Origin of the sequence: Nesiotobacter zosterae, assembly GCF_033843645.1 — a bacterium.
In the GTDB taxonomy this organism is placed as follows: Bacteria; Pseudomonadota; Alphaproteobacteria; order Rhizobiales; family Stappiaceae; genus Pseudovibrio; species Pseudovibrio zosterae.
On record NZ_JAWXVZ010000001.1, the window covers coordinates 227,498 to 246,041 of the forward strand.

At 55.1% G+C, this 18,544-nt stretch carries 19 protein-coding genes and 3 tRNA genes; 12 read left to right on the plus strand and 10 right to left on the minus strand.

Annotated features, from left to right (window positions below; translation table 11 throughout):
• Positions 1–73: 73 nt before the first annotated feature.
• The 3 genes from Q3Y58_RS01045 to Q3Y58_RS01055 all read left to right on the plus strand — a co-directional run bounded on the left by Q3Y58_RS01045 (position 74) and on the right by Q3Y58_RS01055 (position 804).
• Positions 74–481 carry a TIGR02300 family protein gene (locus tag Q3Y58_RS01045; RefSeq protein WP_319620638.1) on the plus strand — a complete coding sequence of 136 codons (408 nt, stop codon included), beginning with the start codon at positions 74–76 and terminating at the stop codon, positions 479–481.
• 114 nt (positions 482–595) lie between these two features.
• A tRNA-Ala gene (locus Q3Y58_RS01050) sits at positions 596–671 on the plus strand.
• A 57-nt stretch (positions 672–728) separates the two neighbouring features.
• Positions 729–804: transfer RNA gene (locus tag Q3Y58_RS01055), tRNA-Ala, on the plus strand.
• Positions 805–881: 77 nt separating this feature from the next.
• Here the strand turns inward: Q3Y58_RS01055 and Q3Y58_RS01060 are convergent.
• The gene (locus tag Q3Y58_RS01060) at positions 882–2,306 is read right to left on the minus strand and encodes a cryptochrome/photolyase family protein (RefSeq protein WP_319620639.1); all 1,425 of its coding nucleotides are present in this window, start codon (positions 2,304–2,306) and stop codon (positions 882–884) included.
• Positions 2,307–2,813: 507 nt separating this feature from the next.
• Between Q3Y58_RS01060 and Q3Y58_RS01065 the strand changes: the two genes are divergently transcribed.
• From Q3Y58_RS01065 to Q3Y58_RS01100, 8 genes are all read left to right on the plus strand, one after another.
• The gene (locus Q3Y58_RS01065; protein ID WP_319620640.1) at positions 2,814–4,124 is read left to right on the plus strand and encodes an extracellular solute-binding protein; all 1,311 of its coding nucleotides are present in this window, start codon (positions 2,814–2,816) and stop codon (positions 4,122–4,124) included.
• A 128-nt stretch (positions 4,125–4,252) separates the two neighbouring features.
• Positions 4,253–5,134: an ABC transporter permease subunit gene (locus tag Q3Y58_RS01070; protein WP_274217937.1), complete on the plus strand. Its 882-nt coding sequence runs from the start codon at positions 4,253–4,255 to the stop codon at positions 5,132–5,134.
• Positions 5,135–5,145: 11 nt separating this feature from the next.
• A complete protein-coding gene (ugpE, locus tag Q3Y58_RS01075) occupies positions 5,146–5,988 on the plus strand; it encodes a sn-glycerol-3-phosphate ABC transporter permease UgpE (RefSeq protein WP_319620641.1) in 843 nt (280 codons plus the stop codon).
• Between the two features lies 1 nt (position 5,989).
• Entirely contained in the window at positions 5,990–7,093 is a 1,104-nt protein-coding gene (locus Q3Y58_RS01080; RefSeq protein WP_319620642.1) for a sn-glycerol-3-phosphate import ATP-binding protein UgpC, read from the plus strand.
• Between the two features lie 191 nt (positions 7,094–7,284).
• Complete coding sequence (gene hutW, locus Q3Y58_RS01085) at positions 7,285–8,631, plus strand: heme anaerobic degradation radical SAM methyltransferase ChuW/HutW (protein ID WP_319620643.1); 1,347 nt, start codon at positions 7,285–7,287, stop codon at positions 8,629–8,631.
• A gap of 30 nt (positions 8,632–8,661) precedes the next feature.
• Positions 8,662–9,159 (plus strand): heme utilization cystosolic carrier protein HutX, encoded by a 498-nt coding sequence (gene hutX / locus Q3Y58_RS01090; protein WP_319620644.1) that lies wholly within the window; start codon positions 8,662–8,664, stop codon positions 9,157–9,159.
• A gap of 216 nt (positions 9,160–9,375) precedes the next feature.
• Positions 9,376–9,804 carry an Hsp20 family protein gene (locus Q3Y58_RS01095; RefSeq protein ID WP_274217942.1) on the plus strand — a complete coding sequence of 143 codons (429 nt, stop codon included), beginning with the start codon at positions 9,376–9,378 and terminating at the stop codon, positions 9,802–9,804.
• A 56-nt stretch (positions 9,805–9,860) separates the two neighbouring features.
• Positions 9,861–10,124, plus strand: a complete 264-nt coding sequence (locus Q3Y58_RS01100; protein ID WP_274217943.1) for a BQ00720 family protein — start codon at positions 9,861–9,863, stop codon at positions 10,122–10,124.
• A gap of 86 nt (positions 10,125–10,210) precedes the next feature.
• On the opposite strand, the gene ptsN is transcribed toward Q3Y58_RS01100, so the two are convergent.
• From ptsN to Q3Y58_RS01140, 8 genes are all read right to left on the minus strand, one after another.
• Entirely contained in the window at positions 10,211–10,678 is a 468-nt protein-coding gene (ptsN, locus tag Q3Y58_RS01105) for a PTS IIA-like nitrogen regulatory protein PtsN (protein ID WP_274217944.1), read from the minus strand.
• A 67-nt stretch (positions 10,679–10,745) separates the two neighbouring features.
• Positions 10,746–11,333: a ribosome hibernation-promoting factor, HPF/YfiA family gene (hpf, locus tag Q3Y58_RS01110; RefSeq protein ID WP_274217945.1), complete on the minus strand. Its 588-nt coding sequence runs from the start codon at positions 11,331–11,333 to the stop codon at positions 10,746–10,748.
• A gap of 218 nt (positions 11,334–11,551) precedes the next feature.
• On the minus strand, positions 11,552–13,090 hold the full coding sequence (gene rpoN, locus Q3Y58_RS01115) for an RNA polymerase factor sigma-54 (protein WP_319620645.1): 1,539 nt from the start codon (positions 13,088–13,090) through the stop codon (positions 11,552–11,554).
• Positions 13,091–13,163: 73 nt separating this feature from the next.
• Complete coding sequence (lptB, locus tag Q3Y58_RS01120; RefSeq protein WP_274217947.1) at positions 13,164–13,961, minus strand: LPS export ABC transporter ATP-binding protein; 798 nt, start codon at positions 13,959–13,961, stop codon at positions 13,164–13,166.
• Positions 13,962–13,985: 24 nt separating this feature from the next.
• Positions 13,986–14,537, minus strand: coding sequence for an LptA/OstA family protein (locus Q3Y58_RS01125; RefSeq protein WP_274217948.1), 552 nt, complete (start codon positions 14,535–14,537; stop codon positions 13,986–13,988).
• On the minus strand, positions 14,534–15,202 hold the full coding sequence (gene lptC, locus Q3Y58_RS01130) for an LPS export ABC transporter periplasmic protein LptC (protein ID WP_274217949.1): 669 nt from the start codon (positions 15,200–15,202) through the stop codon (positions 14,534–14,536). The genes Q3Y58_RS01125 and lptC overlap by 4 nt, the downstream gene beginning before the upstream one ends.
• A 191-nt stretch (positions 15,203–15,393) precedes the next feature.
• Positions 15,394–16,014, minus strand: a complete 621-nt coding sequence (locus Q3Y58_RS01135) for a ribonuclease D (RefSeq protein WP_319620646.1) — start codon at positions 16,012–16,014, stop codon at positions 15,394–15,396.
• A 321-nt stretch (positions 16,015–16,335) separates the two neighbouring features.
• A tRNA-Leu gene (locus tag Q3Y58_RS01140) sits at positions 16,336–16,422 on the minus strand.
• 206 nt (positions 16,423–16,628) lie between these two features.
• Between Q3Y58_RS01140 and Q3Y58_RS01145 the strand changes: the two genes are divergently transcribed.
• The gene (locus tag Q3Y58_RS01145; RefSeq protein WP_319620647.1) at positions 16,629–17,609 is read left to right on the plus strand and encodes a complex I NDUFA9 subunit family protein; all 981 of its coding nucleotides are present in this window, start codon (positions 16,629–16,631) and stop codon (positions 17,607–17,609) included.
• Positions 17,610–17,680: 71 nt separating this feature from the next.
• On the opposite strand, the gene Q3Y58_RS01150 is transcribed toward Q3Y58_RS01145, so the two are convergent.
• Positions 17,681–18,493: an undecaprenyl-diphosphate phosphatase gene (locus Q3Y58_RS01150; RefSeq protein WP_274217952.1), complete on the minus strand. Its 813-nt coding sequence runs from the start codon at positions 18,491–18,493 to the stop codon at positions 17,681–17,683.
• Positions 18,494–18,544: the final 51 nt, after the last annotated feature.

Genomic DNA, 18,544 nt, shown 5'->3' on the forward strand with positions numbered 1-18,544 from the left:
AAACCTTATTCGGCACAATTCCGCGATTAATCTTTGACAGAACGGGCATGCTAAGGCTATGGGGCTCGTCAAAGTGAATGAAACGAAGGTGACAACCGTGGCAAGACCGGAACTCGGCACCAAGCGCCTGTGTGCAGCATGTGGCGCGAAATACTACGACTTGAACCGTGATCCTATCACCTGTCCTAAGTGTGGTGAGGTGTTTGATCTTGGTATTGCAGTAAAGACTGCAAAGGCAGCTCAGGCAGTTCAGATCGAGGAAGAAGAAGATGTACTCGAGCCACAAGGCGCCGAAATTGTGAGCCTTGAGGACGCTGACGCTGAAGTGTCTGGTGACGATGATGTGCCGGATCTTGAAGATGCTGGTATCGAAGATGAGGAAATCAGCACTGGCGATGACGAAGATGTTTTCCTTGAAGAAGACGACGACGAAAACGCCGTGCCGGGCATCGTAGTCAGCCGCGACGACGACGAAAGCTAAAATTTCCACAGACTGTGCAGGAACTTGGCTTTCGCCACTTATTCTGCTTGATCATCGGGGGCGGCGCGACTATGTTCCGCCTCCATCGGACCTCCCGAGGTTCGGCAGGCGACTGGGGCTATAGCTCAGTTGGGAGAGCGCGTGAATGGCATTCACGAGGTCAGCGGTTCGATCCCGCTTAGCTCCACCAGCCTCCTGCTTGAAGGTGTTCATAAGCTAGTGATAGCCTGTGAACGACCTGTGGAATGGGGCTATAGCTCAGTTGGGAGAGCGCGTGAATGGCATTCACGAGGTCAGCGGTTCGATCCCGCTTAGCTCCACCATTTCAAAAAAACCACGCTCGCGAAATTCGCAGCGTGGTTTTTTGTTTTTTGCCCGGCCCGGCAGCTTGATCGAAGCTCTAAGCCGCCGCTTCTGAAAGGCTTTTGAACGCCGCCAGTGCCCGATCCCGAGAGGCTTTCACATCAACGATTGGCCGAGGGTAGGTGTCGCCCAGGGAAATGCCTGCTTCCTTGAGCACCAGCTCGGGTGCATCCCAAGGCTTGAACAGGAACTTGTCAGGCAAGTTTGCCAGCTCCGGCACATAGTGGCGCGTGTAGCTGCCATCCGGGTCGAACTTTTCCCCTTGCAAAACCGGATTGAACACACGGAAGTATGGCGCAGCATCGGCCCCGCAGCCCGCAATCCACTGCCAGCTGGCGCTGTTATTGGCAAGATCTGCGTCAAACAGGCAATTCCAGAAGTGCTTTTCACCTTCTCGCCAGTCCATAAGCAGGTTCTTCACCAGAAATGACCCAACAACCATGCGAATGCGGTTGTGCATGTATCCGGTCTGCCAGAGTTCCCGCATACCTGCATCGACAAGGGGGTATCCAGTCATGCCCTTCTTCCAGCGGCGAAGCGCTTCTGCGTCGGTGCGCCAAGGAAAGGCATCGAACTTTTCCTGCAGGTTTTCTTCCGGAAGCTGCGGGTTGTTGTAAAGCAGGTTGTAGGAAAACTCCCGCCAGCCAAGTTCGCTCAGGAAATGATCTGCATCGCGGTCGATTTCTCTGTGGTGCACGGCCGCCCAGACTTGGTGCGGGGAAATTTCGCCAAAATGCAAATGCGGCGACAGGCGCGAAACTTTCGGCTTGGACGGGATGTTGCGCTCTTCCTTATAGCCGTTGATGCCGCTTTCCAAAAACGCGGCAAGGCGAGACTGCGCCGCCTTCTCCCCGATCTCCCAATGGCTGGCTATGGTCTTCCCCCACTCCCGCCGGGGCAGAAGGTTCAGGTCATCCAATTGAGCTGCGGGGCCGGGGGCAGCGGCGAACTTCAAGCCTTCGGGCGCCTTCATCGGCGATCTTGGCGGCAGACTTTGCAGGCAACCTTTCCGGTAGAATGGAGTAAAGACTTGATAGGGCTTTCCGTCTGCCTTCGAGATGTCCCAAGGTTCCCATAGCAAGGACGCGTTGAAGCTCTCGCAATGCAGGTCCCGTGCTCTCAGGTCGGCCTTGATTCTCTTGTCCCGCTCCATGCGCCACGGTTCGTAGCAACGGTTCCAGAACACCGCGTCTGCACCGAACTCGTCTATGAGATCGTCCAGTACATCCTCTGCCTTGCCGCTTCTTATGATCAGGTGCCCATCAAGTGATTGGTTGAGCGCCGCGAGGGAGTGGTGAAGCCACACTTTTGAAGCGCCGCCAAACGCATGTTCTTCAGCGTCTTCAGTCTCCAGAATAAAAACAGGAAGCACCGCACCCGTTTCAGCCGCCGCTGACAGCGCAGGGTTGTCGCTGAGGCGCAGATCTTGCCTGAACCACATCAGGGCTGTTTTTGTGCTCAAGTGAACCTTCCTTTTCATTCCTATGAAAATTCCAATGATGTCCGCAGGTTAGCGTGCTTAGTGCAGCGGGAACATAGTGCGCTGGGGGCGCACGGCAACCATTTGCCCGCTAACCAGCGGAAAATGCAAGGCAAACCACTCCTTTTCGGGGGCTGGCATGGCGGGCGGATCATCATGCTCTCTGTTCCGTTGGCGTCATGCAATGTGACAGCTGGTGATGTCTTTGTTTTCACTAAATGCACAAATTGCATTTTGATGAATTCGTTTCATTTTTATACCTCCTGAATAGTTGGTTGAAGGCCGATGGTATATTCATATAAACTATTGTAAATATTGGGCTATTCAAGTTGGAAGATAATTTTCATTGAAAGTTCAAATAACTGTCATTCAGTTGTTTCCCCGATGGGTAAGATCCTCTGCATTCCGTATCCATTGGAAGACAGGGGTGATCTTCAGGGTGCGGATGGAAACAGATCGCGTTTCATTTTACCTGTCTGGAGTTCAGTTATGTCGTACCGCACTACAGCCGCCCGCATTGTTGCCTTTGCAGCGCTTGCAACCACATCCACCGCGTCTTTCGCAGCAACCGAAGTTTCTTGGTGGCATGCCATGGGCGGCCGTCTTGGCGAAGTCGTCAATGAAATCTCTGCAAACTACAACGCCTCTCAGGACGTTTGTCAGCTGACCCCGGTTTACAAGGGCACCTACGAGGAGACCCTGACCGCTGGTATCGCTGCATTCCGTGCAGGCGAGCAGCCAAACATCATTCAGGTGTTCGATGCTGGTGCAGCAACCATCATCGGCGCGAAAGGCGCTGTCACGCCAGCAGAAGACCTGCTGAAGGACGCCGGTGCAGACTTCGACATCAACGACTACATCGCAGGTGTTCGCTACTTCTACGCCGACACCAACGGCAAGATGATCGGCATGCCGTTCAACTCTTCCACGCCAATCCTCTACTACAACGAGGAAGCTCTCAACAAGGCTGGCGTTCAGCCTCCCAAGACTTGGGAAGAGTTCGAAGCCATCGCGCCAAAGCTGAAGGAAGCTGGTTACATTCCGCTCACTCAGTCGCATCTGCCATGGATCTTCACCGAGAACTTCATGTCTCGTCACGACCTGCCATTTGCAACCAATGCAAACGGTTATGAAGGCGCAGAAGGCACCGAGATCCTCGTAAACAACGATGCGATCAAGGCTCACTTCTCAAAGGTCAAGGAATGGCTCGATCAAGACCTGTTCGCTTGGTACGGCACCGGTTGGGCTGACAACCAGAAGCCTTTCCAGGAAGGTGAAGCTGCAATGTGGCTCGGTTCTTCCGGTTCCTTCGGTGGTCTCATGAAGGCGACAGAATTCGACTTCTCCGCAACTTACCTGCCATATTGGGCTTCTGTGCATGAGGCCGGCACCAACACCTTCATCGGTGGCGCGGCTCTGTTCGCCATGTCCGGCAAGCCAAAGGCTGAAAACGATTGTGTTGCGAACTTCTACAGCTACCTGACATCCCCGGAAGTACAGTACTTCTGGCACAAGGAAACCGGCTACGTGCCGATCACCAACGCGGCATACGAGCTTGCTCAGCAGGATGGCCACTACGAGCGTTTCCCAGCAGCGGAAATCGGCATCCAGCAGCTGACCCTGCCGGGCGGTGAGAACACCAAGGGTTACCGCATGGGCTTCTACGTCCAGATCCGCGATGTAATGAACCGCGAATACGGCAAGATCTTCTCCGGCGAAGCTTCTGTTGAGGAAGCATTCGACACCATCGAAGAAGAGTCCAACAAGCTGCTTGGCCGTTTCGCAAAGACCTCTGGCTAAGTTTAGTTCCAGCGTCTTAAGCCAAGGCCGAAGGCACCCATGTGTGCCTTCGGTTTTCTGGTAAACAGAGCCAGCGCGCCGCCGCCGCTCGGCTCTGCTGCCAATTCCCAGTTACACCGGGCAGGCCCATGAAAAGAGTACAGTTCGCCAATCCGCTGATGCCATACATGCTGCTGTTGCCGCAGTTGGTCATCGTGGCGGTTTTCTTCCTTTGGCCCGCTGCCGAAGCGGTCCGCGCCTCGTTTTATCTTGAAGACCCGTTTGGTTTCGGGGCCACCTTTGTGGGGTTCGACAACTTCACTGATGCGCTCTCTAGCAGCGATTATGGAAGAACGGCGCGTTTCACTCTTGGGTTTACTGCTGTTACGGCATTTTTCTCACTTGCCATCGCTCTCTTGCTCGCGGTGAAAGCCGACAGCGTCATCCGTGGGGCCTCCAGCTATCGCACGCTTCTCATGTGGGTCTACGCCATTGCGCCGCCGGTTGCCGGTCTCATCGGCGTCATGTTGTTTGACCAGCACATCGGCCCGCTTTCGGAAATGGCCCGCTTTTTGGGCTGGGACATGCAGATCGGCGTGAACTACTACGATACAGCCTTTGCAATGGTGGTCATTTCGGTGTGGAAGCAGGTGCCGATCAACTTCATCTTCTTTCTCTCTGGTTTGCAGAGCGTCCCCAAGTCCGTTCAGGAAGCTGCGGCCATTGATTGTCGCTCCGGCACACGCCGCTTCTGGACCGTTACGTTCCCACTGCTGGCACCGACGGGCTTCTTCCTGCTGATCATCAACATTACCTACGCCCTGTTTGACACCTTCGGCATCATTGATCTCGTGCTGAAAGGGGAGCCGGGCAACAATCCGGTCACACTGGTCTACAAGGTGTTCCTTGATGGCTTTCGCGGCAATGACCTTGGGGGCTCCTCCGCCCAGTCGGTCATTCTCATGATCCTTGTATTCGTGCTCACGGTTGTGCAGTTCCGCATGATCGAACGCCGCGTTCATTACAATTGAGGAGCGCCTCCATGAAACGTGAACATATCTTTGATCACCTGATCCTTATCATCGGCGCGCTGTTCATGATTGTTCCTGTCGTCGTAGCCTTCATGACCTCTACCCATGATGCGGTGTCGATCTACAAGAATGGCCTTCAGCTCACATGGGGCGGTCACTTCGAAGAGACCTATCGCGCCGTGCTTACGGAAGCAGGTGGCTTTACCAAGAGCGTCACCGGTCTCACGATGCTCCAGAACTCTCTGATCCTTGGCCTAGGCTTTGCCATCGGCAAAATCGTGATCTCCATGCTGGCGGCCTATGCCATCGTGTATTTCCGCTTTCCCCTCGGCACCTTCTTCTTCTGGATCATTTTTTCCACGCTGCTGCTGCCGCTGGAAGTGCGCATTCTGCCAAGCTACGAGATTGTGCAGGGCCTTGGCATGATGAACTCCTACTCCGGTCTCATCGTGCCTCTGATTGCTTCAGCCACTGGCACGTTCTACTTCCGGCAGTTCTTCAAGTCTGTGCCAGATGAGTTGGTGGAGGCGGCGCGAATTGATGGCGCTGGGCCGTTCAAGTTCTTCATCGATATTCTTGTGCCGCTGTCCAAGACCATGATTGCGGCGATCTTCATCATCATGTTCGTTTACGGTTGGAACCAGTATCTCTGGCCAACTCTAATTACGACCGACGAAACGTTCTTCACCCTTGTACGTGGCATGAAGCAAATCCTTCAGGTTTGGATCGGGGCGCAGATCCCGGACACCAACCAGGCCATGGCTTTGGCCGTGCTGGCCATGCTCCCGCCGGTGATCATCGTGGTCGTGTTCCAGTCCTGGTTCGTCAAGGGGCTGGTGGAAAGCGAGAAATAAAATGGCAGGCATCTCACTCAACAACGTTCGCAAAACCTACGCTGGCGGGGTCTCTGCCGTGAAGGGCGTCTCGCTCGATATCGAGGACGGCGAGTTCATCGTGCTCGTCGGCCCGTCTGGCTGCGGAAAATCCACCTTGTTGCGCATGGTTGCAGGTCTGGAAACCATCACAGATGGTGAGGTCACTATTGGCGATCGCGTCGTCAACAAAATCGAGCCAGCAGACCGCGACATTGCCATGGTGTTCCAGAACTATGCGCTCTACCCGCATATGTCGGTTTACAACAACCTTGCGTATGGCCTGAAAAACCGGGGCATCGGCAAGGCCGAAATAGATCGCCGGGTGCGCGAGGCTGCGCGGATCCTGGAGATTGCCGATTATCTGGACCGAAAGCCACGGGCCCTTTCTGGTGGTCAGCGTCAACGTGTGGCCATGGGCCGGGCCATCGTGCGTGAGCCTGCTGCCTTCCTGTTTGATGAGCCCTTGTCAAATCTGGATGCCAAACTGCGCGTTCAGATGCGCATCGAAATCAAGAAGCTGCAAAAGTCACTCGGCACAACAAGCCTCTATGTCACCCACGATCAGTTGGAAGCCATGACGCTTGCGGACCGTCTTGTGGTGCTCAACGGCGGCCAGGTGGAGCAGATCGGCACGCCGATCAATGTCTACGAGAACCCGGCATCCACCTTCGTGGCGAGCTTCATTGGGTCTCCCGCCATGAACCTCATGGAGATCGAGCGCTCCGGAGAAGGCTGGGCCTTGAGCCGCGGGGAGGGCCTGTCGCTGACCTGCAGCCTCAACGAGACAAGCGCCATACTCGGTCTTCGCCCGGAAGACCTGCACATCGTCGAGGGCGACGGTGCTATCAACGACCCTCTCATGCTCTCTGTCGTCGTCACAGCCGTCGAGCCAGTCGGCGCTGAGAGTTATGTTCATGCCACTCTGGGAGAAACGGGCCAGGAAATCATCGTCCGGGCACCCGGCAAACAACACTTTGAGGTTGGATCGGTCCTCAAAGTGGCTGCGAAGAAAGAAAAGCTGCATTTCTTTTCTTCTGAAACCGGTAAGGCCATTGCGCTGGAAGGCAATCTTCAGCCAGCGTAATCTGCGAGCCAAGCCCTTCCTGAGGTGGCTAAGCCCGGCCTTTGCGCCGGGCTTTTTCGTATCTGGTCAACAAAATCTGTGTCATTTGAACGCATCGCTGCGCTTTCGGGTTTTAAATGAAATAACTTGATATAAAAACTCATATTTAGCCAGCCGCCGCTAGTGAAACCCGAACTGATCAGTAGGTATTCATGAGCGTAAGCGAGCTTGAGCAGCTATTTGCCAACACATCCGGCAACCCGATCCAGCATGCATTCACCCGTCGCGGCGGGCATATGCCGGGCACAGCCGGAACAGACATCCCAGTAGAGGACCATCAGGATGTTTGGTCCCGGCTCCAAGCCAAGCGGCGGTCTGGGCCAACGGTCATGTATCTGCACGTCCCGTTCTGCGCCAACCACTGCCTGTTTTGCGGCTTCTATCGCAACAAGTGGCAGGAGACGCATTCCGCCCCCTATACCAATGCCTTGATCAAGGAGTTGGAGCGCGACGCCTCGTCCCTTGCGTCCACGTCGGGTCCCATCAATGCTGTCTATTTTGGAGGCGGAACGCCAACAGCATTGCACGCAAAGGATTTGCAGCGCCTCATCCGCCGCATAAGGGACCTTTTTCCGCTCGCAGCGGACTGTGAGATCGCTGTTGAAGGCCGGATCTACCACTTTGATGATGACAAGATCGAGGCCTGTCTGGATGCTGGGGCCAATCGCTTTTCAACGGGCGTCCAGTCCTTCAACACGCAAGTCCGCAGGCGGCAGGGACGAAAAGCAACCGGCGAGGAGGCCATTCGCTTCTTCGAAGGCCTGCGGGACCGAAACCGCGCTGCCATAATTTGTGACCTCATCCTCGGCTTGCCTGACCAGTCAGCAGACGTGTGGCTGCATGACCTTCAAACTGTCGCGGACTTGGGGCTGGATGGCGTGGATCTTTATACTCTTGCCGTGTTCCCGGGCTCGCCGCTGTCCTTGGCCATCAAAAAGGGCAGGATCAGCCCATCTGCGCCCCTCCCGGAGCAGGGTCTCATGTACCAAGGCGGGCTGGAGTATTTGGCCGCGCGTGGCTGGCGGCAATTGTCTTCAAGCCATTGGGCGCGCGGCACCAGAGAGCGGAACCTCTACAACAGTTTGTTGAAATCCGGTGCTCAGTGCCTGGCGTTCGGCGCAGGTGCCGGGGGTGGCTTGAACAATTTCAGCTACACCAACCATGCGGACTTGGCGGCCTACTATGAGCAAGTGAACCTGGGTGTGAAGCCCTTGGCATCCCTGTCACAAAACGATGCGCTTGCAACGCCGCTCAACCATTTGGCTGCGGGCGTGGAGGCCATGCGCATCGATCTGGCTGCGCTGGAAAGCAACGAGCACATTACCCAAGGCTTCCTTCAATTCATGGCACCGCTTCTGGACAACTGGCGCGCGGCGCAGCTGGTTGAGGGAGAAGCGGTACTCACGCTCACCACCGCAGGCCGCTTTTGGCACCAGACCCTCTTGACCAATCTGAAGGCAGCCGTGCGGCTCTGGTGCGCCAGCCATCAGACAACCTGAGCCACATTTCCCAACACAAGGATAGACAACATGACAACAGTTTTGGACCAACTGAAAAAGCAGCTGGCTGAAAATCCCGCAGGGATCTTGGAGAACATAGCAAAAGAGCATCAAGTGTCTGTGGCAGATACCATCAGGTGCCTGCCGGAGGACATGTGGCGCGAGCTGGACGGGTCTCATTTCGAGCGGATCATCAAGGAAATCCCGGAGTGGGGGGCCGTGACCACAATAGCCAACACGGGCGACATGATCTTCGAGGTCTCGGGGGTGTTTCCACGAGGCACCTTTGCACGGGGCTACTACAATCTGAAGAAAACCGAGGGCGGGTTCTCCGGCCATATCAAGGAAGATGCCTGCCATGCGATCCTGTTTTTGAAGCGTCCCTTCTTCTCCAAACTGTCAGCCTCCATCAATTTCATCAATGCCGACGGGGATTGCTATCTGAAAATCTTCCTCGGCCGTGATGAGGACGGGAAATTGCGCGCAGACCAGTTGGAGAAGTTCCACGCGCTATCGGATTGGGTATGAGCAGGGGGGCGGGCACTGAGCTTTCCACACGCTGGCCAAAACAAACGGGGAGATCTGAAGAGATTTGAGCCGCCAAACAAGCGAATGGTGGTCACAACTTGAATCCTCCCGCCGTTATCGCCATATTCCAAAAGAACAGAGACAGTGCTGCTGTCCTGCACATCCGGATGCCAAGAGTGGGTCCGGACCAAGGTCGCTTTAGAAAGGACTTTGACGATGACGCGTATGTCGGCGTTTTCGAGCCCGTTTCTTTTGGGCTTCGACGATATTGAGCGAGTGCTCGATCGGGTTAGCAAAGGTGGCAATGACGGCTACCCGCCCTACAATATTGAACGTCTTTCAGTTTCTGACGAAAAAAGTGATGTCATCCGCATCACGATTGCGGTTGCCGGCTTCACGCGCGACCAGTTGGAAGTCTCCGTAGAAGAAAGCCAATTGGTGATCCGCGGTCGGCAGCAGGAAGACAAGACCAAACAATATCTGCATCGCGGCATTGCCGCTCGTCAGTTTCAGCGCACATTTGTGCTTGCGGAAGGCATCGAAATTCTTGGAGCGGAGCTTCGGGATGGCTTGCTTTCCATCGATCTGGCTCGCCCAGAACCGGAGCGCATTGTCCGCAGGATCGAAATTTCAGCTGGCGATTGAGGTCGCAAGCCCGACGCTTTTTTTACCCATCGAGACGACAGACAAAGGAGAAGGCGATGATTACCGATCCCTTCGCGAATGACGCTGCCATGGCCAAAGATGTTCTGGCAGAACTGGGCACCGGCAAAGTGGCTTACGTGAAAAAAGTAACCGAAGCAGATCTGCACCGCATGTTCCCGGGTGCCGAGATTGAAGGCATGGACGGTCCGGTCTGGGCGCTGTTGTCGGCAAATGGCTCGCCAATTCTTCTGGCCGACAGCCGTGACGCAGCCATTGCGAATGCAATGGAGCAGGACCTGAAGACTGTCAGCCTTCACTAAAGCGGTTATGGCGCCCGCGGTTGGGCCCGTCCTATCAGTTTTGGGAAAAGAAAAGCCCCGATAACGTTGGTTATCGGGGCTTTGTTTTATGCGGAGCTCGTAGAGCCGATCGGTTGCGTCAGTATTGAATACAGCGCCGCCGCGTCCTTCGTGGCCCTCAGCTTGGCGGCCGTTTCCTGATCGCGCAAAATGCGCGCCACACGTGCCAATGCCTTCAGGTGATCTGCACCGGCACCTTCCGGGGCCAGCAGAGCAAAGATCAGATCAACAGGCTGGTCATCCAAGCTGTCAAATTCAATTGGTTTGTCCAGACGTGCAAAAAAGCCATAGAGCCTGTCAAGTTGTGGCAACTTGCCATGCGGAATGGCCACGCCGTTGCCAACGCCGGTTGAGCCTAGGCGCTCGCGTTGCAAAAGCGTGTCAAAGATATCCCGTTCTGGGAGCCCGCAAACTGGAGCGGCTTTAGCGGCTATCTCCTGCAGGGCGTGCTTCTTGCTGTTGGCCTTGAGGCTTGCAACAACTGCCTCTGGACTGAGTAGTTCTATCAGCTCCATCTCACGATCCGTGAACCTGAAAAGCTGCAAAGCCGGAATTTCCGGCTTTGCAAATAGCGTCTATGTTTTATCCCGCTTCCGCTGTGGACACCAATCCTGGATCAATCCAGCCGATGTTGCCGTCAGCGCGGCGGAATACAACATTAACACCGCCATTGCCGGCGTTGCGGAACATAACCACTGGTGCTTCAGTCAGGTCGAGTTCCATCACTGCCATACCAACCGTCATGGTCTTTACCTTTGCGGAGGTCTCGGCGACTACAATTGGATTGTAATCCTCTGGAACCTCTTCTTCGCTTTCTGGGTCAGCCAGAACATACGAAGTTGCGTCAAAGATGCCCTTGTCGGCATGGGCGCCGTTTTTATGCGCTTTCAGCTTTCTGTTGTAGCGCCGCAGACGTTTTTCAATCCGTTCTGCCGCTATGTCAAAACTCTGTCGAGCATCCTGGCTTTCGCCCGAGACTTGCAGCACCACCCCTGTACTCAGGCTCAATGTGCACTCGGACCGGAAACCGGAACCCTCTCGCGAAATTGTCACATGACCTGAATATGCGCCCGGGTAATACTTCTCCAGCGCCTCTGCAATCCGGTTTTCGACGTGGGTGCGCGTTGCGTCACCAATGTCCACGTTTCTTCCCGAAATACGCAATGTCATGGGAACCTCATTTGTTAGGAACGACTCAAAGCGGCGAAAAGCAAATCCAATAACGGAAAACCTTCCGACACTTACACAATGGACCAGCTAAAAACAAAGTGCCACCTTTTTCGAGCCATTCGGCTAACGGTGGCCTTCTAATCTGGGGGATAGGAAAAGTCAACCAAGCCCGCTAGTGGGCATTTTGTGCAAGCAAAGATTGCTTTGCCGCCAAAAAACTAACTTTTCGCCTTCTTTTCCCGCCTGCGTTGCACAGAACTTGGGATTTTCATCGCCTCGCGATATTTTGCCACTGTGCGCCGCGCAATATCCACACCGTCCTCTTTCAGCAGCTTCACCAGCGTATCGTCGGAGAGGATGGCCTTTGGATCTTCGTTATCAATCAATTGCTTGATCTTGTAACGCACCGCTTCTCCAGAGAGCGCGTCGCCCCCTTCCGTGGCGTTGATGGAGGAGGAGAAAAAGTACTTCAGCTCGAAAATGCCGCGTGGTGTGGCGATGTACTTGTTTGAGGTCACACGGCTCACCGTGGACTCGTGCATGGAGATGGCGTCCGCGATCGTTTTAAGGTTCATGGGGCGCAAGTGCTGCACGCCATAGGTCAGGAACCCGTCCTGCTGGCGCACGATCTCAGAGGCCACCTTCAGGATCGTCTTGGCGCGTTGGTCCAGGCTCTTCACCAGCCAGTTCGCCGTCTGAATGCAGTCCGTGAAATACGCCAGATCACCGTCACTTTTGGCGGATGTACTGATTTCCGAATAATAGCTCTGGTTCACCAGCACCCGAGGCAAGGTTTCGGAGTTCAGCTCAACAACCCAGCCGCCGTCATTCCCAGGGCGCACAATGGCATCTGGCACCACAGGCTGCACGGCTTCACTGCCAAACGAAGACCCCGGCTTCGGGTTCAGAGCTTTGATCTCGTAGATCATCTCCGTCAGGTCTTCGTCGTCAACCTCGCAAAGGCGCTTCAGGCTAGCCATGTCATACTTGGCGAGAAGGTCGATGTTCTCGACAAGCTTTTCCATCGCCGGGTCAAAGCGATCTTTCTCGCGCAGCTGAATTGCAAGGCATTCGTTCAGGGAGCGCGCAAAAACGCCGCTCGGCTCCAGCGCTTGCAGCGCCTTGATGATGCGGTCCAGATGCTCCGGTGCGATACCCAAACGTTCGGCCGTTTCCGCCTCATCGATGTAAAGGTAACCACTATCGTCCAGGCTATCGATCAGGTCCTTGGCGATCAGCTGATCGGCCGCAGAAGTGACCACAAGTGACATCTGTTCAACCAGAAAATCCTTGAGAGACACGTCAGCAGCCACAAACGCTTCCAGATTGTAGTCGCCAGAAGAAATTGCGCCATTGGAAGGCGGTTGCCACTGTTCGCCCTTTTGCACCGAAGGGTCCACGGTCTGCGGGGTGCCATTGTCATCGGGGAAGACGTTCTGCAAGTCCGCATCCATGCGGCTTGCGATTTCGCCGGGGCTGGTCTCCAGCTGGCTTTCCATCCAGTCGCCAGCGCCTTCGTCATCAGAGGGCGTTGAGGCGGCCTCGCCTGCGTCAAGGGAAGGGGCTTCGTTGCCCTCGCCGGAAGAAGGATACTCCTCCTCAGCCCGCTCTAAAAAGGGGTTGCTCTCCAGCTCATTTTCAACATAGGAAACAAGGTCCAGACTGGAGAGTTGCAGCAATTTGATAGCCTGCATCAGCTGGGGTGTCATCACCAGCTGCTGGCTTTGCCTTATCTCTAGCTTGGGTGTCAGGGCCATGCTAAGTCGCGTCCTCTTGTTTCGCCGGCTATTTGGCACGAAACATGCTTAGCAATCTAGTCCATCTTTACGGCTAAAGCGTAAATTGTTCACCAAGATATAAACGGCGTACGTCAGGATCCGCTACAATTGTGTGAGGTTTGCCTTCGGTCAACACTTCACCAGCGGCGATGATGTAGGCCCGGTCAATCAGGCCCAGTGTTTCGCGCACGTTATGGTCGGTGATCAGAACGCCGATGCCGCGCTGGGTCAAATGGCGCACAAGCTGCTGAATGTCGCCAACCGCAATTGGGTCAATGCCTGCAAACGGCTCATCAAGCAGCATGAAAGAGGGGCGACTGGCCAGAGCGCGGGCAATTTCCACGCGGCGTCGTTCACCGCCGGAAAGCGCAATACTTGGGGATTTGCGCAAATGGGTCACGCCAAACTCTGCCAGCAGCGAGTCCAGTTCTTCCTCGCGCTTCTTGCGCTTTGGCTCCACCACTTCCAGCACCGCGCGAATGTTTTCTTCAACGCTCAGTCCGCGGAAAATGGAGGCTTCCTGAGGCAGATAGCCAATGCCAAGGCGGGCGCGCTGGTACATGGGCAGCTTGGTGATGTCAAAGCCGTCCAGAGAGATCGTGCCGTGATCCGGGCGGATCAAGCCGGTGATCATGTAAAAGCAGGTGGTCTTGCCGGCACCGTTTGGCCCCAGCAGGCCAACGGCTTCGCCACGGCGCACGTTCAGGCTCACGTGCTTCACCACCTGACGGCGGCGATAGCTCTTGCCAATGCCCTCTACCTCCAGCTTGGTGTTTTCTACCTCGCTGTTTAAAGGGACTGCGCTGAATGTCTGAGCCGGTTCGGCCCCTTGGTGGGAATGGGGTCTCAAGTCGTTCTGCCCTTGGCCGTCCTGCTAGTTGTTGTTTTGAAGGCTGTTAGGCTGCAACAACATCTTCACGCGACCTGTGTTCTGTGAAACTAGGTCCACTTTACCGGTCTCAAGGTTAACGGTCAGCTTACTGCCAACAACAACGTTGGGCCCTTGGCTCAGAACCACGCGCTCACCGGTCATCACCATCACGTTTTTCTCCATGTCGAAGTTGGCATCGTCGCCGGTTGCCGTCTGGTCCTTCGAGGAGATGAACACGCCGCCTGCTGCTTCAAGGCGTGAAATGGATTGCTGCAAGCCGCTTTCGCCCGAGGAGGCAAGCGAGCCGCCATAAAAAACTTTCAGGCGCTCGGTTTTCAGCGTGGCATCGCCTTGAGACACAACAACACTGCCGCTGAAGACGGCACTTTTCTGGTTGTCCTGCACCTCAAGGTTTTCCGCTTCAATCTGAATGGGCTCGTCGCTGTTCGCGCCAAAGCCTGCGAAAGCATCGTCAAAGGTTTGTGCGCCCACGCCAGTTGCTGCCAGCACTGGCAAGGCCATCAAGATCCAAAGGGTCCGCAACCATGCTGTCATTGACTGTTCTCCAGTGATGACGGGTTAATCCGCAAGGAAACACCGTCGCTAAACCGCATGACGCCACCGTTTTGATCGTAGTCCATGGAGCCTGCGTGAATGTAACCGCCTTCGGCCTGCACCGTTACCGAGCTGTTTGTGACAATCATTCCGGTCGTCATGTCGATATCCAGATAGTCAAACTCGCCCGTGTATCCACCACTATAGGTAACGGTGATACCTTCTCTCAGCTTTAATGTCTCAACATCGGCATTGTAAGTGCCTTTTGTTGCTACAACCTCAGCATTTTCGTCTTTTCCAAGAACAATTTTGGCGCGGAGAGTTTCCAGGTCGATAATCTTCGGATTGGAGATGCGCTGGATCGCCTTGTCAGCCGATACGGAGTAGGAGCGCTCGCCATCACTACCCGTCAGATGCGGGTTGGACATCACAAGCCCGTCTACTGTGAGGCTGATGTCACCAAGGCCCATGCCTGCAAGAATGTTGCGCAGAATGACGGCACCAATGATGCCAGCAGCAATCAAGGTGCCGAGCGCTGGCAGCGTGAAGCGCAGAAACTTTACCAGTCGGGTGTGCCGCTTGGCAGCCCGTCTGGCAGCTTCCTGTTTCTTCTTCGCTTCATCGGACCAAACAAAGCCCCGAGGCGCCTGTGGAGCTGGTTGCACTGCACCGTCCTTGGTTGTTCTTGTTGTCTTTTAGTTCAATACGCCGACCATTTGAACGGCGTTCACATGGGCCGTCGCCCTGTCACTGACCAGGGGCTTTCACCCTGCACAAACTAATGAGGAAGCAGCCCAAGTTCAATAAACAAGGTGGCGCCGCGCATTTTCACCTCCCAAAGCCGGTCATTGGCTTCTTAAGAGTGGGCAAAAATATCCGTTTCAGGCCATCCCGCCAGATCGAGTTTTGCCCGTGTCGGCAGAAACTTGAAGCACTCCAGCGCAATTTCGCGGCGTCCTTCGCGGTCCAGCATGAACTCAAGGCGCTCTTTAAGCTGGTGCAGGTGCAAAACGTCAGAGGCTGCGTAGGCCAGTTGCGCATCTGTCAGCTTTTCAGCAGCCCAGTCAGAGCTTTGCTGCTGCTTGGAGATGTCCACGCCGATAAGCTCTTTGGACAGGTCTTTCAGTCCATGACGATCTGTGTAGGTCCGTGTGAGCTTGGATGCGATCTTGGTGCACCAAACCGGAGACACCTCAATGCCCAGATAAGCATAGAGTACAGCCACATCGAAGCGCGCAAAGTGGAAGATTTTCGGTTTGCTTGCATCGGTGAACAGCTGCTTCAGCAATGGGGCATCGGTCTGACCACGGTCAATCTGTACCACATCTGCCGACCCATCACCGGGAGAGAGCTGTACAACGCAGAGGCGATCACGGTGCGGGTTCAAGCCCAGCGTTTCCGTGTCAACAGCAACGGCCTCCGCGCTCTCATAGTGCTGAAGTGAAGGAAGGTCATTCCGGTGGAATCTGATTGTCATGGCCGCATCTCAATTCGTCTGGCTTGATAGAGCGCGCAGGCGCTCATGGCATAAAGGCCTAGATGCCACCACCTGCCTGACCATGCAAAGCTTTTTTTGCACGCGCCGTGGCGCCCTCTCGCAGCTTGGCAAGAGCCAGGCTGTTAACCCTTGTGGCCAGCAAAGTGATCCAGAACCAAATAAAAGCGCTAAATTAAGGTAAGCACCGAAGGCGATCTGGTCGAAATCTGATTGGAAAAAGCGTTTAAGGCAAGCGCCTGATGCAACCGGATAGTTGCTCTAACTCTCTAAACTATTTTTGATTTTTTTTGAGAGAAAAGATGGTGCCCAGGAGAGGACTCGAACCTCCACGCCCTTGCGAGCACTAGCACCTGAAGCTAGCGCGTCTACCAATTCCGCCACCTGGGCACTTCCACGTTGCGCTCTCGTTTCCGCCAGCGCCGTGTCTGTGGAGGCGGTGTTTAAGGGTCATTAGGCGGGTTGTCAATCAGGCTTTTGTGAAGAAATTATTTTCATCCACAGACAGCCTTCACAGATGCCAGACGAGGGACTATTGAGGTCCATGGGAATACTGATCGTCTCAGATACGCATGTCCGTGCGAGGTAGGAAAAAGATGGCTACGGCACTCAACGGAAAACTTGTTACGGTATTCGGAGGCTCCGGCTTTCTTGGGCGGCACATCATTCGCGCACTTGCGTTGCGCGGATACCGCGTGCGCGCCGCAGTTCGTCGGCCCGAAAACGCTGAACACCTGCAACCCCTTGGCGTTGTTGGTCAAATCATGCCGGTTCAGGCAAATATTCGCAATCGTGAATCAGTCGAAAACGCCATGCGTGGTTCAGATGCCGTGATCAATCTGGTCGGCATTTTGCACGAAAGCGGAAAGCAGACATTCGAGGCCATTCAAGCCTCAGGCGCAAAGAACATTGCCGATGCCTGTGCTGCGTTGGATATGAATCGCGTGATCCATGTGTCTGCAATTGGCGCAGATGCAAACAGCAAATCCGCCTATGCCCGGTCGAAAGCGGCTGGGGAAAATGCGTTCCGCGCCGCGGTGCCGGATACGATTATTTTCCGTCCCTCTGTGGTTTTTGGTCCGGAAGACGACTTTTTCAATCGCTTTGGGGCCATGTCCCGCATCGCACCAGCTCTGCCTCTCGTGGGCGGCGGCAAAACGAAATTCCAGCCCGTGTTTGTGGGTGATGTTGCTGAGGCGATTGCAAAGGCTGTTGAGGGTGAGGTTGCGCGAGGAACCACTTATGAACTTGGTGGACCGGAAGTGGCCAGCTTCCGTGAATGTTTGGAGCTGATGCTCAAGATCATTCGCCGTCGCCGCATGTTGGGGAGCTTGTCTTTCGGTCTGGCGCGCTTCAAGGCACGCTTCCTGCAGATTTTGCCAAACCCGCCGCTCACGGTGGATCAGGTCGAGTTGTTGCGCACGGACAATGTGGTCAGCGCACAAGCAATCGCCGAGGGTCGCACTTTGGAAGGGTTGGGCATCAATGCGCACAGCATGGAAGCCATCCTCCCAAGCTACATGGAACAGTACATGCCACACGGCCAGTACGACGCGCGTCGGCCAGTGCAGAACTGATCCTTAAAAAAACAACGCATAAAAAGGGCGGGTCCGTTTGGCCCGCCTTTTTTGCGTTCTACCGATTGTGCTCAAAAAGCGTTTTGCAGGATGAGGCCGAACAGGCCCAGTCCTCCAACGCCGATACGCCACCAGCCGAACGGCGCAAACCCGTGTTTGCTCACGAAGTCAAGGAAGGTGCGCACCACAAAGTAACCGGCGATGAATGAGGCTACAAAGCCAATGCCGATGATGGTTGCATTGTCCACGGTGATCAGATCGCGGTTCTTGAAGAGATCGTAGGCAAACGCGCCGGTCATGGTTGGCATGGCAAGGAAGAAGGAGAACTCCGCAGCCGAGCGCTTGTCGGTTCCCATCAAGAGCGAACCAACAATGGTCGCGCCGCTGCGCGAAACGCCGGGTATCATCGCCACGCACTGACACAGGCCAATCTTCAGACAAAGCCCTAACGGATACTCGGTAATCTCACGGTACTTCACCTCAAGAGGCATCTTGTCCACCAACAGCATGATGATGCCGCCAAAGATGAGCGTGACGCAGACAAGCACCGGTGTTTCGAACAGCACTTGTTTGATGAACCCATGGGCGAGGACGCCAATAAACACGGCGGGCAGAAAGGCAATGACAATCCCGGTGACAAAGTGCCTGGAGCGCGGATCTGTTGGGATCGTGGACGCAAGTTGCCACAATCTTTTGAAATAAACCGACAGGATAGCAAGGATGGCGCCGAGCTGGATTAGCACTTCGAACATCCGCCCTTCGCTTTCAAACCCGATAAAGTGCCCCACTAGAAGCAGGTGACCCGTAGAGGAGACGGGCAAAAATTCTGTGAGTCCCTCGATGATCCCAAGGATCAGCGCACCGATGATGGTCTCAGTTGTCATTGATAGATTCTTCTCCAGATAAACACTTCTCGGCAGGCACGGAGTTGTCCC

Bases quoted from the DNA above. Each gene is read 5' to 3' on its own strand.
- Q3Y58_RS01065 (WP_319620640.1), top strand. From the start codon at position 2,814: ATGTCGTACCGCACTACAGCCGCCCGCATTGTTGCCTTTGCAGCGCTT.
- Q3Y58_RS01070 (WP_274217937.1), top strand. From the start codon at position 4,253: ATGAAAAGAGTACAGTTCGCCAATCCGCTGATGCCATACATGCTGCTG.
- ugpE (WP_319620641.1), top strand. From the start codon at position 5,146: ATGAAACGTGAACATATCTTTGATCACCTGATCCTTATCATCGGCGCG.
- Q3Y58_RS01080 (WP_319620642.1), top strand. From the start codon at position 5,990: ATGGCAGGCATCTCACTCAACAACGTTCGCAAAACCTACGCTGGCGGG.
- hutW (WP_319620643.1), top strand. From the start codon at position 7,285: ATGAGCGTAAGCGAGCTTGAGCAGCTATTTGCCAACACATCCGGCAAC.
- hutX (WP_319620644.1), top strand. From the start codon at position 8,662: ATGACAACAGTTTTGGACCAACTGAAAAAGCAGCTGGCTGAAAATCCC.
- Q3Y58_RS01095 (WP_274217942.1), top strand. From the start codon at position 9,376: ATGACGCGTATGTCGGCGTTTTCGAGCCCGTTTCTTTTGGGCTTCGAC.
- Q3Y58_RS01100 (WP_274217943.1), top strand. From the start codon at position 9,861: ATGATTACCGATCCCTTCGCGAATGACGCTGCCATGGCCAAAGATGTT.
- ptsN (WP_274217944.1), bottom strand. From the start codon at position 10,678: ATGGAGCTGATAGAACTACTCAGTCCAGAGGCAGTTGTTGCAAGCCTC.
- hpf (WP_274217945.1), bottom strand. From the start codon at position 11,333: ATGACATTGCGTATTTCGGGAAGAAACGTGGACATTGGTGACGCAACG.
- rpoN (WP_319620645.1), bottom strand. From the start codon at position 13,090: ATGGCCCTGACACCCAAGCTAGAGATAAGGCAAAGCCAGCAGCTGGTG.
- Q3Y58_RS01125 (WP_274217948.1), bottom strand. From the start codon at position 14,537: ATGACAGCATGGTTGCGGACCCTTTGGATCTTGATGGCCTTGCCAGTG.
- Q3Y58_RS01135 (WP_319620646.1), bottom strand. From the start codon at position 16,014: ATGACAATCAGATTCCACCGGAATGACCTTCCTTCACTTCAGCACTAT.
- Q3Y58_RS01145 (WP_319620647.1), top strand. From the start codon at position 16,629: ATGGCTACGGCACTCAACGGAAAACTTGTTACGGTATTCGGAGGCTCC.
- Q3Y58_RS01150 (WP_274217952.1), bottom strand. From the start codon at position 18,493: ATGACAACTGAGACCATCATCGGTGCGCTGATCCTTGGGATCATCGAG.